The sequence below is a fragment of the Leifsonia sp. McL0627 genome, from assembly GCF_058244615.1.
In genome coordinates this window covers 1,097,828-1,110,864 of sequence record NZ_JBZCGM010000003.1, presented here as the reverse complement: position 1 = coordinate 1,110,864, position 13,037 = coordinate 1,097,828, and the positions used below count along the sequence as shown (strand labels likewise).

Annotated in this window: 11 protein-coding genes and 1 tRNA gene; 10 read left to right on the top strand and 2 right to left on the bottom strand. The window is 70.1% G+C overall.

Annotation, left to right across the window (positions count from 1 at the left end; translation table 11 throughout):
- Positions 1–38 precede the first annotated feature (38 nt).
- A complete protein-coding gene (locus AC37TH_RS13545; protein ID WP_490764860.1) occupies positions 39–1,352 on the bottom strand; it encodes a M20/M25/M40 family metallo-hydrolase in 1,314 nt (437 codons plus the stop codon).
- Between the two features lie 188 nt (positions 1,353–1,540).
- Between AC37TH_RS13545 and AC37TH_RS13540 the strand changes: the two genes are divergently transcribed.
- The 4 genes from AC37TH_RS13540 (at position 1,541) to AC37TH_RS13525 (ending at position 4,934) form a co-directional block, all read left to right on the top strand.
- Positions 1,541–1,625, top strand: a tRNA-Leu gene (locus AC37TH_RS13540).
- A gap of 82 nt (positions 1,626–1,707) precedes the next feature.
- Positions 1,708–2,748 (top strand): cation diffusion facilitator family transporter, encoded by a 1,041-nt coding sequence (locus AC37TH_RS13535; protein WP_490764859.1) that lies wholly within the window; start codon positions 1,708–1,710, stop codon positions 2,746–2,748.
- Positions 2,749–2,853: 105 nt separating this feature from the next.
- The gene (locus AC37TH_RS13530; protein ID WP_490764858.1) at positions 2,854–3,816 is read left to right on the top strand and encodes a helix-turn-helix transcriptional regulator; all 963 of its coding nucleotides are present in this window, start codon (positions 2,854–2,856) and stop codon (positions 3,814–3,816) included.
- Between the two features lie 14 nt (positions 3,817–3,830).
- Positions 3,831–4,934 (top strand): VIT1/CCC1 transporter family protein, encoded by a 1,104-nt coding sequence (locus AC37TH_RS13525; RefSeq protein WP_490764857.1) that lies wholly within the window; start codon positions 3,831–3,833, stop codon positions 4,932–4,934.
- Positions 4,935–4,944: 10 nt separating this feature from the next.
- Here AC37TH_RS13525 and AC37TH_RS13520 read toward each other — a convergent pair whose 3' ends face one another.
- On the bottom strand, positions 4,945–5,502 hold the full coding sequence (locus AC37TH_RS13520) for a DUF1707 SHOCT-like domain-containing protein (protein WP_490764856.1): 558 nt from the start codon (positions 5,500–5,502) through the stop codon (positions 4,945–4,947).
- Between the two features lie 88 nt (positions 5,503–5,590).
- On the opposite strand from AC37TH_RS13520, the gene AC37TH_RS13515 reads away from it, so the two are divergent.
- From AC37TH_RS13515 to AC37TH_RS13490, 6 genes are all read left to right on the top strand, one after another.
- The gene (locus AC37TH_RS13515; protein ID WP_490764855.1) at positions 5,591–5,881 is read left to right on the top strand and encodes a DUF6504 family protein; all 291 of its coding nucleotides are present in this window, start codon (positions 5,591–5,593) and stop codon (positions 5,879–5,881) included.
- A 47-nt stretch (positions 5,882–5,928) separates the two neighbouring features.
- Complete coding sequence (locus AC37TH_RS13510) at positions 5,929–6,765, top strand: DUF3097 domain-containing protein (RefSeq protein ID WP_490764854.1); 837 nt, start codon at positions 5,929–5,931, stop codon at positions 6,763–6,765.
- A 186-nt stretch (positions 6,766–6,951) separates the two neighbouring features.
- Positions 6,952–7,155: a cold-shock protein gene (locus AC37TH_RS13505; protein WP_055893908.1), complete on the top strand. Its 204-nt coding sequence runs from the start codon at positions 6,952–6,954 to the stop codon at positions 7,153–7,155.
- Positions 7,156–7,292: 137 nt separating this feature from the next.
- Positions 7,293–7,988 (top strand): DnaE2-dependent mutagenesis accessory factor ImuA', encoded by a 696-nt coding sequence (gene imuA', locus AC37TH_RS13500; RefSeq protein ID WP_490764853.1) that lies wholly within the window; start codon positions 7,293–7,295, stop codon positions 7,986–7,988.
- A 1-nt stretch (position 7,989) separates the two neighbouring features.
- On the top strand, positions 7,990–9,633 hold the full coding sequence (locus tag AC37TH_RS13495) for a DNA polymerase Y family protein (RefSeq protein ID WP_490764852.1): 1,644 nt from the start codon (positions 7,990–7,992) through the stop codon (positions 9,631–9,633).
- Positions 9,633–13,025 carry an error-prone DNA polymerase gene (locus AC37TH_RS13490; protein WP_490764851.1) on the top strand — a complete coding sequence of 1,131 codons (3,393 nt, stop codon included), beginning with the start codon at positions 9,633–9,635 and terminating at the stop codon, positions 13,023–13,025. Before AC37TH_RS13495 ends, AC37TH_RS13490 begins: the two co-directional genes overlap by 1 nt.
- The last annotated feature ends 12 nt before the right edge of the window (positions 13,026–13,037 follow it).

Here is a 13,037-nt window from a genome sequence, read left to right as displayed (position 1 = left end):
TGGTGCTTTCGTACGTGGTGCTGGACGGCGTGCGCGTGTCAGTAGCTGCGGAGCAGGTCTCGCAGGACGGACCTGCCAAACACTAGCGCGTCGAGCGGGACGCGCTCGTCGACGCCGTGGAACATACCGGGGAAGTCCAGTTCTTTCGGAAGCCGCAGTGGCGCGAACCCGTATCCGGTGATGCCGAGCTTGCTGAGCGCCTTGTTGTCCGTGCCCCCCGACAGGAGGTATGGCAGGACGGGCGCTCCCGGGTCGTGGACGCCGATGGTGTCGACGATCGCGTCGATCAGCGGGCCGTCGAATGCTGCCTCCAGGCCGACGTCGCGGTGCATGATCCTGATCTCGATGTCGTCGCCGACGATCTCCTGCACCTGAGCGAGCACCGCGTCCTCCTCACCGGGAAGGGTGCGGATGTCGATGAGCGCCTCCGCCGTGTCCGGGATGACGTTGTGCTTGTATCCGGCGTCGAGCAGCGTGGGGTTCGTGGTGGTGCGCAGGGTGGCGAGAATGAAGCCGGCCGCCGTTCCGGTGCGCAGCACGACCTCGTCAGGGCCCACCTGCTGCTGGTCGATGCCCAGGATGCGCGACACCTCGGCGAGCAGCTGGGTGGTCGTGTCCGTCAGCTGGATCGGCCACTCGCGGCGCCCGATGGCGACGACGGCCTCGGCGAGCCGGGTGATCGCGTTGTCGCGCACCAGACGCGACCCGTGCGAGGCGCGGCCGCGGGCGACCAGCTTGATCCAGACGAGCGACTTCTCCCCGGTCTGCATCAGGTACGCGCGCTTGCCGTCGAGGTCGATGGAGTAACCGCCGACCTCGCTGATGGCCTCTGTCGCACCGGCGAACAGTTCGGGATGGTTGTCGACGAGGAAGTGCGAGCCTCGGCGGCCGCCATCCTCCTCGTCGGCGAAGAAAGCGACCACGAGGTCGCGCTCCGGCTGCTCGCCCGCGGCCTGCAGGTCGCCGACCGCGGTCAGGATCATCGCATCCATGTTCTTCATGTCGACGGCACCGCGGCCCCAGAGCAGGCCGTCCTTGATGACGCCGCCGAACGGGTCGACCGACCAGTTGCGCGGGTCTGCGGGCACGACGTCGAGGTGCCCGTGCACGACCAGTGCCGGTTTGGCGGAGTTCCTGCCAGCAACCCTGGCGACGACGCTCGTGCGACCTGGATCGGACTCGAACATCCGCGGTTCGAGGCCCATCGCCTTCAGGCGAGCCTCCACGTACTCCGCCGCGTCGGTCTCGCCGTTCGACTTCCCCTCCCCGTAATTGGTGGTGTCGAACCGGATCAGGTCGCGGGCGATGACCGCCGTCTCGTCCAGCTGCTCGTCGCTCAAGGCATCCGTCATAGCCCCAACGCTACCTGCGCATCCGGTGCCGGCCAACGCGACGCACGCACCGCGCGCCGCCTGCGTACGCCCCGATGATCCGCCGATCACCCGCCACGCCCGGGATGCTCGGCCGAGTGAAAGGCACGTCGCTTTTCGTGCTAATGTCTTTCTTCGGCGGCCGGTTCGGTTGCTGGAACGAAACACCTGTCCGGGTGGCGGAAATGGCAGACGCGCTAGCTTGAGGTGCTAGTGCCCGTATAGGGCGTGGGGGTTCAAGTCCCCCCTCGGACACAGTAGGAAACCCCGGTCGAGAGACCGGGGTTTTCGTCATTTCCGGCCTTCGCGGTGCACGGCGCGGGATACTGTTGCGGTTATGCCGGAGTCTCGGGATTCGCAGCAGCCGCCGCCGAAGCAGCAGTCGTCCGCGCAGCAGTCGTCCGCGCAGCAGTCGTCCGCGCAGCAGTCGTCGAGCCTGCTCACCGTCGTCATCGCCTTCGGGGCGAACATCGTCGTCGCGGTCGCCAAGACCATCGCCGCCGTGCTCACCGGCTCCGCCTCGATGGTGGCGGAGGCGGCGCACTCCTGGGCGGACGCGGGCAACGAGGTCTTCCTGCTGCAGGCGGAACGCTCGTCGTCCCGTCCGCGCGACGTCGCGCATCCGGGCGGGTACGGACGCGAGGCGTATGTGTGGTCGCTGTTCGCGGCGGTCGGGCTGTTCACGGCGGGCGCGGTGGTGTCGATCACGCACGGCGTCTCGCAGCTCGGGAGCGCGGAGCCGGCCGACGACTACGCCGTGGCGTACATCGTGCTCGCCGTGTCGTTCGTGTTCGAGGGGATCTCATTCCTCCAGTCGTTCCGGCAGGCCAGGCGGGGCGCCGACGAGCGCGGCACCGGGACGCTCTCGCACGTGCTCAGCACGTCCAACCCGACGCTGCGGGCGGTGTTCTTCGAGGACTCCGCCGCCCTCATCGGACTGCTCATCGCGTTCTTCGGGCTGCTGCTGCACGAACTCACCGGGAATGCCGTCTACGACGCGATCGGCTCCATCCTGATCGGCGTGCTGCTGGCGATCGTCGCGCTGGTGCTGATCGACAGGAACAGGCGGTTCCTGCTCGGGGAGCAGGCGTCGGACCGCGCGACCCAGGCCGTTCTGGCTGCTCTGCTCGCGCATCCGGAGGTGGAGACGGTCACCTACCTGCACGTGGAGTACGTCGGTCCCGAACGCATCTACGTGGTGGCCGCCGTCGACCTCGTCGGGGACGACCGGGAGTCGGACGTGGCCGCCGACCTCGTCGCCATCGGTGGGGCCCTCGAAGCCGACCCGCACGTCGCCGAGGCCATCCTCACCCTCTCCCGTCCCGGCGCCGCTCCCCTCCTCCCGCCGCCCTCCCCGTCCTCCTCCCCCGCCCCCTGATCATCGAGTCGGGACTTATGCACGCGACACACCGGCGTGTCGCGTGCATAAGTCCCGACTCGATTGCGGACGGGAAGTGACCGCATCCTGGCGCATGATGGGAGAGTGAGTACGACAGGGGCACGGACACTGCAACTGCTGGCGCTGCTGCAGACGCATCGGTACTGGCCGGGGCCGGAACTCGCGACGCGGCTGGAGGTCTCGCCCCGCACGCTGCGCCGCGACGTCGACCGGCTGCGCGAGCTCGGCTACCCGGTGGATGCGAGTCGCGGCGTCGACGGCGGCTATCAGCTCGCCGCCGGCGCATCCCTCCCGCCGCTCGTGGTCGACGACGAAGAGGCCGTCGCCCTCGCCGTCGGCCTCCGCACCGCAGCGCAGTCCGGCATCGCCGGCATCGAGGACGCCTCCGTGCGCGCCCTCGCCAAGGTGGTGCAGGTGATGCCGTCCCGGCTGCGCCGACGAGTGGATGCGCTCCGCACCTCCACGGTCGCCGGAGCGATCCGGCAGGGTCCGACGGTCGACGCCGAGGTGCTCACGGTCGTCGCGCAGGCCTGCCGTGACGAGGAACGCCTCGACTTCGCCTACGTCGCCCGCGACGGAGAACGCACCGACCGCCGCGTCGAGCCGCACACGCTGGTGTCGGTGGAGCGACGCTGGTATCTCGTCGCGTACGACCTCGGCCGGTTCGACTGGCGCAGCTTCCGTCTCGACCGGCTCGCCGACCCGCATCCGACCGGCCAGCGGTTCCGGCCGCGCGAGCTCCCGGCGGACGACGCCGCGACCTTCGTCGCCTCCTCGCTCGGAGCCACCGCGGAGACACTCGCGATCGAGGCGATCGTGCACGCACCGCTTGGCCAGGTGCAGGCCGCCATCGGGCGCTGGGCGACGGCGGAGGCGATGGATGCGGCGACCACGCGCATCCACCTGTCGGCCGACAGCGCGGACTGGGCGCTGTTCGGTCTCGCCGCAGTGGATGCGCCGTTCGAGGTGCTCGCACCGCCGGAGGTCGTCGAGAGGGCCCGGGTCTGGGGCGAACGGTTCACGGGCGCGACGCGACGACTCCCCTAGACTGTCCAATCGTTATGACGACAGCCACGACCCCCGACCGCGAACCGACGCCCGCCGACATCCGGCGCTGGCGCAGATATCTGGCGGACGAACGCGCAGAGGCCGCCGTCTACCGCGACCTCGCCGGACGCAGGACCGGAGAGGAGCGCGAGATTCTGCTCGCGCTCGCCGACGCGGAGGGCAGGCACGAGCAGCACTGGCTCACCCTGCTCGGGGACAACGTCGGCCGCCCGTTGCGCGGCGACTTCCGCACCCGCGTGCTCGGCTTCCTCGCCAGGCGCTTCGGCTCGGTCTTCGTGCTCGCGCTCGCGCAGCGCGCTGAGGCCAGATCCCCGTACAGCGACGACGTGGATGCGACCCCGCAGATGGCCGCGGACGAACAGATCCACGAAGAGGTCGTCCGTGCCCTCGCCGCCCGAGGAAGGCAGCGGCTCTCCGGCACCTTCCGCGCCGCCGTGTTCGGGGCGAACGACGGACTCGTCAGCAACCTCGCACTCGTGCTCGGCATCAGCGCGAGCGGCGTGCCGAACCACGTCGTGCTGCTGACCGGCATCTCCGGACTGCTCGCCGGGGCGCTCTCGATGGGTGCAGGCGAGTACGTGTCCGTGCGGTCGCAGCGCGAGCTGCTGCAGGCGTCGTCTCCCAACCCGGAGACCAGCTCAGCGCTGCCGAACCTGGATGTCGACGCGAACGAGCTCACCCTCGTCTACCGTGCCCGCGGCATGACGCCGGACGAGGCGAAGGCGCACGCCGACTCCGTGCTCGCCGGGCTGCACGCCCGCGCGGAGACGGCGCCTGTGCAGGCCGTGACCGGTGAGGAGATCGACGAGCACGAGTCGGTCGGCACCGGCTGGAACGCCGCCGTGTCGAGCTTCTGCTTCTTCGCCTCCGGCGCCCTCATCCCGATCCTGCCGTACCTGTTCGGGCTGCAGGGGACGACCGCGGTGATCGTCGCCGCGCTGTTGGTGGGCATCGTGCTGCTCGGGACGGGCGCGATCGTCGGGCTGCTGTCCGGCGCGTCGCCGCTCAAGCGGGCGTTGCGGCAGCTGGCCATCGGCTATGGGGCGGCGGGAGCGACGTATCTGCTCGGGCTGCTCTTCGGCGCGACGCTGGGCTAGCGCGCGACGGTCAGCGTCGGTTGCGGTCGCGGTCGCGGCCTTGCCCGCCGTCCGTACCGTAGACGAGCGCCCCCACGATCGGGACGAGTAGGAACCAGAGCCAGCTCAGCGCATATCCCCAGATCGCACTGGTGACGAAGAACAGGATGAGTGCGACGAACGGGGTCACCGAGACGATCGCGAGTCCCCAGCGGCCGAAGTGCGAGGACCCTCCTGACGGGTCGCGGGGCGCGAACGGCTGCGGCGGGGCCTGGTACGAGGGCGTCGCGTATGCGGCTCCGGCGGCCGGTGCTCCGGTGCTCGGTGCTCCCGTGCCCGGCGCTCCCGCGCCTGACCCTCCCTGGGCGGCGCCTGTCCCGTCCAGGTCGACCTGACCTGGCAGGTCGGCGAACAGCGGAGCGAGGTCGCCGCGGGTCACGGCGGCGCGCGCCGACTGCACCCGCGTCTCCACCTCCGTATCGGTCAGGCGCCCCTGTGCGCCGTGCGCCTGCAGCGCCGCGACGGCACGGTCGCGCTCCTCGTGGCTGAGCCGGAGTGCCGCGCCGGAAGGATCGTTCAGGTCGGTCATGCAGCCAGTATGGCGCAGGTGCGTTCGTCGGTCGATGGCTTTACACTCGTTAATCGAACATACGTTCGAGCGAAGTGAGGTGGGAGCAATGACCGACATCGGCGAGGCCGTCGCGGTGTGGACGACGGACGACGGCATCCCGACCAGGCTGGTGTGGCGCGCGACCAGATACCGCGTCAGCGACACGCCGACGGTGTGGGCGGAGGTGTGCGCGTGGTGGCGTCCGTTCGGCGAGCACCGTTACGGCGTCGGCAGCCTGCCCAGGGAGATCGGCGGCTGGCGCTTCCAGGCCACAGACGACTCTGGATGCGCGCACGTGTTCGACGTGCGCCACGACAACGCCAGCCGCAGCTGGCAACTGGTGAGGATCTTCGACTGATGGCGTGCCTCCCCCGCCACCACCTCCGCACCGCTTAGTCTCGCCGGGTGAACGACGACCGCTATGGAACCGATGTGCTGGCGAACGACTGGAAGAACGCCGGCCGCAAGGTCGTCCCCGAGGTCGAGGCCGTCCGCGATCTGGTGATCGAAGACGCGGCGAGCGGCTTCTGCGGCGCAATCACCAGGATCGAAGGCCAGACCGTCGAGCTGGAGGACTATTTCCGGAAGAAGCGCGTCTTCCCGATCGGCGGCTCGTTCCTGGTCGACGGGGAACCCATCACGCTCGTGCACGCGAAGAAGGGCGGAGGGGGCCGGACGAGGACCGCATCCGGATCGTTCGCCGTCGACGACCAGAAGGCGAGGATCGCGCGCGCCAGCCGCATCTTCGTGGAGGGACGGCACGACGCGGAGCTGGTCGAAAAGGTCTGGGGCGACGACCTCCGGGTGGAGGGCGTTGTCGTGGAATACCTGGAGGGCGTCGATGATCTGGATGCGATCGTCCGCGAGTTCGCGCCGGACCGTTCCCGCCGGATCGGCGTGCTGGTGGACCATCTGGTGCCGAACTCCAAAGAGAGCAGGATCGCCGAGACGGTCAAGCGCGGGCCGTTCGGGGCGCACGTCCTGGTGGTCGGGCACCCGTACATCGACATCTGGCAGGCAGTGAAGCCGGCGAGGGTCGGCCTCGATGCCTGGCCGAGCATCCCGCGCTCGATCGAGTGGAAGAAGGGCATCTGCGCCGCCCTCGGGCTCCCCCACGACACGCAGGCCGACACGGCCCGCGCGTGGAAACGAATCCTCGGAACAGTGCACACTTTTGCCGACCTCGAGCCCGAGTTGCTGGGCAGGGTGGAGCAGCTGATCGACTTCGTCACCGAACCGTGAAGTTCGGATTAGACATCATTTGTGGGTTTTTCGCGGGTTGGCGGCTAGGCTGAGCACAGTTGCGTGTTTTGCATGTGTTGGATAGGTGCGTCCCAAACCCGGAGCGTTGCCAGCTTTACAGGAGCAGGAGAACACGTAACGAGGCCCCGACAGTCGGGGTCGAGGAATATCGCTCCTGGAGGAGATATGGCTACTGGTACGGTCAAATGGTTCAACGCTGAAAAGGGATTCGGCTTCATCGCCCCCGACGACGGTGGCGCTGACGTGTTCGCCCACTACTCGGCGATCGCATCGAGCGGATACCGCTCGCTGGAAGAGAACCAGAAGGTTGAGTTCGAGGTGACGCAGGGTCCCAAGGGCCTGCAGGCGGAGAACATCCGCCCGCTCTAACCTGAGCTTCGAACGGGGTCGCGCTTCGGCGCGGCCCCGTTTTTCGTTGTCCAGGCGTCTCCGCGCCGGCGCTGCGAGTTATCCACAACAGCGAAAATGCATTTGCCATCGTCGAACATATGTTCGAAAATAGAGGCATGTATTCGTCAGCAGCCGCCATCGCCGAACCGGTCGTCGACCGCGCGCAGGTGCACGAGCTGCAGTCGCGCATCCGGCAGATGCAGGCCACCACACTGCAGAGCAGGCAGCTGGAGACGCATCCGGCGCTCTCCCCGCTGCTGCCGGGCGGCGCCCTGAAAGCTGGGGCGGCATACGCCGTGCGCGGGTCGACGACGCTCGTCATGGCCATGCTCGCCGGTCCGAGCGCCGCGGGGGCTTGGTGCGGCGTGGTCGGGATGCCCGACTTCGGGGCGGAGGCGGCCGGACGATTCGGGATCGACCTCGACCGGCTGGTGCTCGTGCCGCACCCCGGCGACCAGTGGCTGACCGTCACGGCCGCCGTCGTCGACGTGCTCAGCGTGATCGTCGTCTCCCCCACCGGCCGGGCGCGCGACGGCGACGTCGCCCGGCTCACCGCCCGGCTCCGGCAGCGCGAGGCCACCCTGATCGTGGTGGGCGACTGGCCGCAGGTCGAGGCGACGCTCACGGTCTCCCGCAGCGGCTGGGATGGGCTCGGCGGGGGCACGGGCTACCTCTCCTCCCGGCGGGTGACCGTCGAATCGGCTCCGCGCGGCGGCTCCGGCCAGCGCCGCAGCGCGGAGCTCTGGCTGCCGGGGCTGGACGAGAGCTTCCGGGCGGCCTCCGGCACCACGCGCCTGGAGGCGGTGAGCTGAAATGGCCGTCGTGATGTCCTCTGCCGGGGGCGGCAGCGCTGGCGGTGCACGCGTCGGCAACCGTGCCGGTGCGCCGGTCGGCGCCCGTGCAGGCGCTCCGGTCGTCACGCGCGCGCTCGTGGTGTGGTGCCCAGACTGGCCGATCACAGCCGCCCTGCACGCCAGCGATCTCCCGGCAGACACCCCGCTGGCGCTCGTCGACCGCAACCTCGTGTTCGCCTGCTCGGCGTCCGCGCGGGCGGAGGGTGTGAAGCGGGGCCTGCGCATCCGGGAGGCGCAGTCGCGGTGCACCCAGCTGGAGGTGCTGCCGTACGACCCCGTCCTGGATGCGCGCGCCTTCGATCCTGTGCTGGCCGCGATCGAGGAGATCACCCCGGGTGTCCAGGCTGTTCGGCCCGGCACCTGCGTGCTGCGCGCCCGCGGTCCTGCCCGCTACTACGGCGGAGAGGAGCGCGCCGCCGCCGAGCTGCTGCGCTGCCTGGAGAGCCTCGGCGTCCCCGATGCCCGCATCGGCATCGCCGACGGCCCGTTCGCCGCGGAGCAGGCCGCCCGCACCACGGGGACGGAGCGCATCCGGGTCATCCCGCCCGGCGACTCCCACGCCTTCGTCGCCCCGCTGCCGATCGCGCAGCTCGGTCACGACGAACTGACCCCGCTGTTCCGCCGGCTCGGGATCCACACCCTCGGCCACCTGGCCGCGCTCGGGGCGACGGATGTGCGGGAGCGGTTCGGGGAGCGCGGCGCCTGGTGCCACACCATCGCGAGCGGCCTGGACAGCACGGCGGTGGTGCCGCGCACGCCGCCGAAGCAGCTGGAGCGGGTGATCGAGTTGAAGCCTCCGCTCGACAGAGTCGACCAGGTGACGTTCGCGTTCCGGGGAACGGCGGAGACGTTCATCGGCGGACTCACCAAGGCCGGGCTGGTGTGCACGGCGCTGCGGATCGAGGTGACGGACGAGTCCGGGCGGGTGAGCGAGCGCACCTGGCTGCACCCGCGGCTGTTCTCGGCGGCCGACGTGGTCGATAGGGTGCGTTGGCAGCTGCAGGGCTCCGGCAGTATCGAGAGCGGTCTCGGCTCGCCGATCGCGCGTGTGCTGGTGGAGCCGGAGGCTGTCGACGACATCGGCCACCACGAGGAGGGGCTGTGGGGTGGAGGCGCCGACGAGCGCATCCATCACGGACTGTCCCGGGTGCAGAGCATCCTGGGCCACGACGCCGTGCTCACGGCGACGATCGGCGGAGGTCGCGGGCTCGCCGAACGTCAGGTGCTCGTGCCGTGGGGCGATCGGGCGGTGGGGGTCGCGCGCGCCGACCAGCCGTGGCCGGGCAGCCTGCCGGCGCCCGCTCCGTCGACCGTGTTCGAGACTCCGCGCCCGGTGGTCGTGCTCGGCGCGGACGGCGAGCAGGTCGGCGTGACGGGGCGCGGCGTCGTGACGACGCCGATCGTCCAGTTCGCTTCCACGGCTACTGCACGGGATGCGCGCCCCGTCGACTCCTGGGCGGGCCCCTGGCCGGTGCGCGAGCGCTGGTGGGACGCCGCGGCCTCCCGCACGGCCCACCGTTTCCAGGTGGTCGACGCCGACGGGAACGCCTGGCTGCTGGTGCTCGCCGACGGCGTGTGGCTGGCAGAGGCGAGGTACGACTGATGGGCTGGAACAACCCGCCGATCCCGTGGTCGGAGTTCGAACGGAGGCTGTCGGGCCGCCGCACGAGCGAGCAGGCGGACGAGCGGCCGTCGTCGAGGAAGCGGCCGGCGTACGTCCCCGCCCCGATCGTGCAGGAGGACGAGGACGACGGCCACGTCCCGTATGCGGAGCTGCACGCGCACACCAACTTCAGCTTCCTCGACGGCGCCAGCTCGCCAGAGGAACTGCTGGAGGAGGCCACCAGGCTGCGCCTGCACGGGCTCGCGGTCACCGACCATGACGGGCTGTACGGCGTCGTGCACCTGGCAGAGGCCGCCGAGGCGTATGAGCAGGTGAAGACCGTGTTCGGCGCCGAGCTGTCGCTGGAGCTGAGCCGCCCGCAGAACGGGGAGGCCGACCCGGAGGGCAGCCACCTCGTGGTGCTCGCCCGGCGGCAGGAGGGCTACCACCGCCTGGCGGCGGCGATCACCGACGGCCAGCTGGCCGGGGAGGAGAAGGGCAGGCCGGTCTACGACCTGGAGGGGCTGGGCGGGCGCGCATCCGGCGACTGGATGGTACTCACCGGATGCCGCAAAGGCGACGTGCGCCTCGCCCTCGCCTCCGACGGCGAACGGGCGGCGGAGCAGGAGGTCGCCAGGCTCGGCGAGCTGTTCGGGCGCGACAACGTCCTGGTCGAGCTGATCGACCACGGCAACCCGCGCGACACCACCGACAACGATGCGCTCGCCCGCATCGCCGGCCGGCTCGGGATGCCCGTGGTCGCCACCAACAATGTGCACTACGCCTCCCCCGCCCAATACCCGCTCGCCTCGGCGCTCTCCGCCGTCCGCGCCCGCCGCAGCCTCGACGAGATGGACGGCTGGCTGCCAGCCTCCGACGCCGCCCACCTGCGCAGCGGGCGGGAGATGGCCGCCAGGTTCGCCCGGTATCCCGGGGCGGTGGAGCGCACTGTGGAGGTCGCGGACGACCTCGAGTTCCGGTTGCGCAGCGCCCGCCCCAAGCTGCCGAAACAGGAGGTCCCCGACGGCCACACCCCGATGAGCTGGCTGCGCGAACTCACCTGGCGCGGTGCGGAGCGGCGCTACCCGGATCTCGCCAGCAACCCGGCCAAGCGGGAGCGCATCGCCCGCGAGCTGGACGTGATCGAGGCCAAAGACTTCCCCGGATACTTCCTCATCGTCTACGACATCGTGAAGTTCGCCCGCAGCCAGGGCATCCTCTGCCAAGGGCGGGGATCGGCCGCGAACTCGGCGGTCTGCTACCTGCTCGAGATCACCGCGGTCGACTCCATCAAATACGCCCTGCCGTTCGAGCGCTTCCTGTCGAGCATGCGCGAGGAAGAACCGGACATCGACGTCGACTTCGACTCCGACCGGCGCGAGGAGGTCATCCAGTACGTCTACCGCAAATACGGCAGGCACAACGCCGCCCAGGTGGCGAACGTCATCACCTACCGGCCGAAGAACGCCGTGCGCGACATGGCGAAGGCCCTCGGATACTCGACGGGTCAGCAGGACGGCTGGTCGAAGCAGATCGACTCGTGGGGGTCCATCCAGCCCACAGCCGACCACGACATCCCGGATGCGGTGGTCGGCCTCGCCCAGCAGGTGCTGAAGTTCCCCAGGCACCTGGGCATCCACTCCGGCGGCATGGTGCTCACCGACCGCCCCGTCGGCGAGGTCTGCCCGATCGAGCACGCCCGCATGGAGAACCGCACCGTGCTGCAGTGGGACAAAGACGACTGCGCCTGGATGGGACTGGTCAAGTTCGACCTGCTGGGGCTCGGGATGCTGAGCGCCATCGACTACGCCATGAAGACCATCGCGGAGTCGCTCGGAGAGCAGTGGACGCTCGACAGCATCCCGAAAGAGGAGCAGGGCGTCTACGACATGCTCTGCCGGGCGGACTCGATCGGCGTATTCCAGGTGGAGAGCCGGGCGCAGATCGGCACCCTGCCGCGGTTGCAGCCGCGGGCGTTCTACGACCTGGTGATCGAGATCGCGCTCATCCGTCCTGGCCCCATCCAGGGCGGGGCGGTGCACCCGTACATCCGCAGGAAGCTCGGGCAGGAAAAGGTGACCTACCTGCATCCGGCGTTGGAGCCGGTGCTGGAGCGCACGCTGGGGGTTCCGCTGTTCCAGGAGCAGCTGATGCAGATGGCCGTGGCGGTCGGCGACTGCACGGCGGAGGACGCCGACCTGCTGCGGCGGGCGATGGGCTCCAAGCGCGGGCAGGAGAAGATCGGCTCGCTGCGCGACAAGCTGTATGCGGGCATGGCAGGCAACGGCATCGTCGGCGACGACGCAGACGCCATCTACGCCAAGATCGAGGCGTTCGCGAACTTCGGCTTCGCCGAGAGCCACGCGATCAGCTTCGCCCTGCTCGTCTACGTGAGCTCGTGGCTGAAGCTGCACTATCCAGGCGCGTTCCTCGCCGCCCTGCTGCGCGCGCAGCCGATGGGGTTCTACTCGCCGCGCACGCTCACGGCGGACGCGCGCAGGCACGGCGTGCTGGTGGAGCGGCCGGACATCGAGCGGTCGATGGTGTTCCCCGTCCTCGAAGCACAGGATGCGGCGCACGCGGGCCCGACCGGCACTGACCCGTGTCTCGCGCACGAGCAGCCGGAGATCGCGCCGTTCGACCGCAGCATCCCGCTCGACCACACGCTGCACCGCCGCGACGCCGGCCACGTGGTGCGGCTGGGACTCGCCGGAGTGACGACGATCGGCGAGAAGCTGGCGGAGCGCATCGTCGCCGAGCGCGCCTCCGGTGGCCGCTATCTGAGCCTCGGCGACCTGTCCAGGCGGGTGGGACTGAACGTTGCACAACTGGAGGCGCTCGCGGCGGCCGGTGCGTTCGAGAGCTTCGGGCTGAGCCGCCGCCAGGCGATCTGGGAGGCGGGCAACGCCGCCCAGGAGAAGCCGGAATACCTGGCGGGCACGTCGATCAGCGTCCAGCCGCCGCTGCTGCCGATGCTGAGCCCGGCGGAGCAACTGGCGAGCGACCTGTGGGCGACCGGCCTCTCCACCGACGATCACCCGATCGGCTTCCTCCGCACGCAACTCCGCGCCCGCGGCGTCTACGCGGCGGATGCGCTGGCGACGGCGGAGTCCGGCCGACGCATCGAGGTCGGCGGCGTCGTCACCCACCGGCAGCGCCCGGCCACGGCGGCTGGCGTCACCTTCCTCAACCTGGAGGACGAGACCGGCCTGATCAACGTGATCTGTCCCGTCGGCGTCTGGAACCGCTACCGCCGGGTGGCGCGCGAGGCCCCGGCCATGATCATCCGGGGCATGCTGGAACGCAGCGAGGAGGGCGTGGTCAACGTGATCGCCGACCGGCTCGAACTCCTGGACGCGGGGATGCGGACAATGTCGCGCGACTTCCGGTAGGGGTGGGCGGGG

What these genes read in the sequence shown, in the direction of transcription:
- AC37TH_RS13515 (WP_490764855.1), top strand. Translation starts at nt 5,591, where the DNA reads ATGACCGACATCGGCGAGGCCGTCGCGGTGTGGACGACGGACGACGGC.
- AC37TH_RS13535 (WP_490764859.1), top strand. Translation starts at nt 1,708, where the DNA reads ATGCCGGAGTCTCGGGATTCGCAGCAGCCGCCGCCGAAGCAGCAGTCG.
- AC37TH_RS13490 (WP_490764851.1), top strand. Translation starts at nt 9,633, where the DNA reads ATGGGCTGGAACAACCCGCCGATCCCGTGGTCGGAGTTCGAACGGAGG.
- AC37TH_RS13495 (WP_490764852.1), top strand. Translation starts at nt 7,990, where the DNA reads ATGGCCGTCGTGATGTCCTCTGCCGGGGGCGGCAGCGCTGGCGGTGCA.
- imuA' (WP_490764853.1), top strand. Translation starts at nt 7,293, where the DNA reads ATGTATTCGTCAGCAGCCGCCATCGCCGAACCGGTCGTCGACCGCGCG.
- AC37TH_RS13505 (WP_055893908.1), top strand. Translation starts at nt 6,952, where the DNA reads ATGGCTACTGGTACGGTCAAATGGTTCAACGCTGAAAAGGGATTCGGC.
- AC37TH_RS13545 (WP_490764860.1), bottom strand. Translation starts at nt 1,352, where the DNA reads ATGACGGATGCCTTGAGCGACGAGCAGCTGGACGAGACGGCGGTCATC.
- AC37TH_RS13520 (WP_490764856.1), bottom strand. Translation starts at nt 5,502, where the DNA reads ATGACCGACCTGAACGATCCTTCCGGCGCGGCACTCCGGCTCAGCCAC.
- AC37TH_RS13525 (WP_490764857.1), top strand. Translation starts at nt 3,831, where the DNA reads ATGACGACAGCCACGACCCCCGACCGCGAACCGACGCCCGCCGACATC.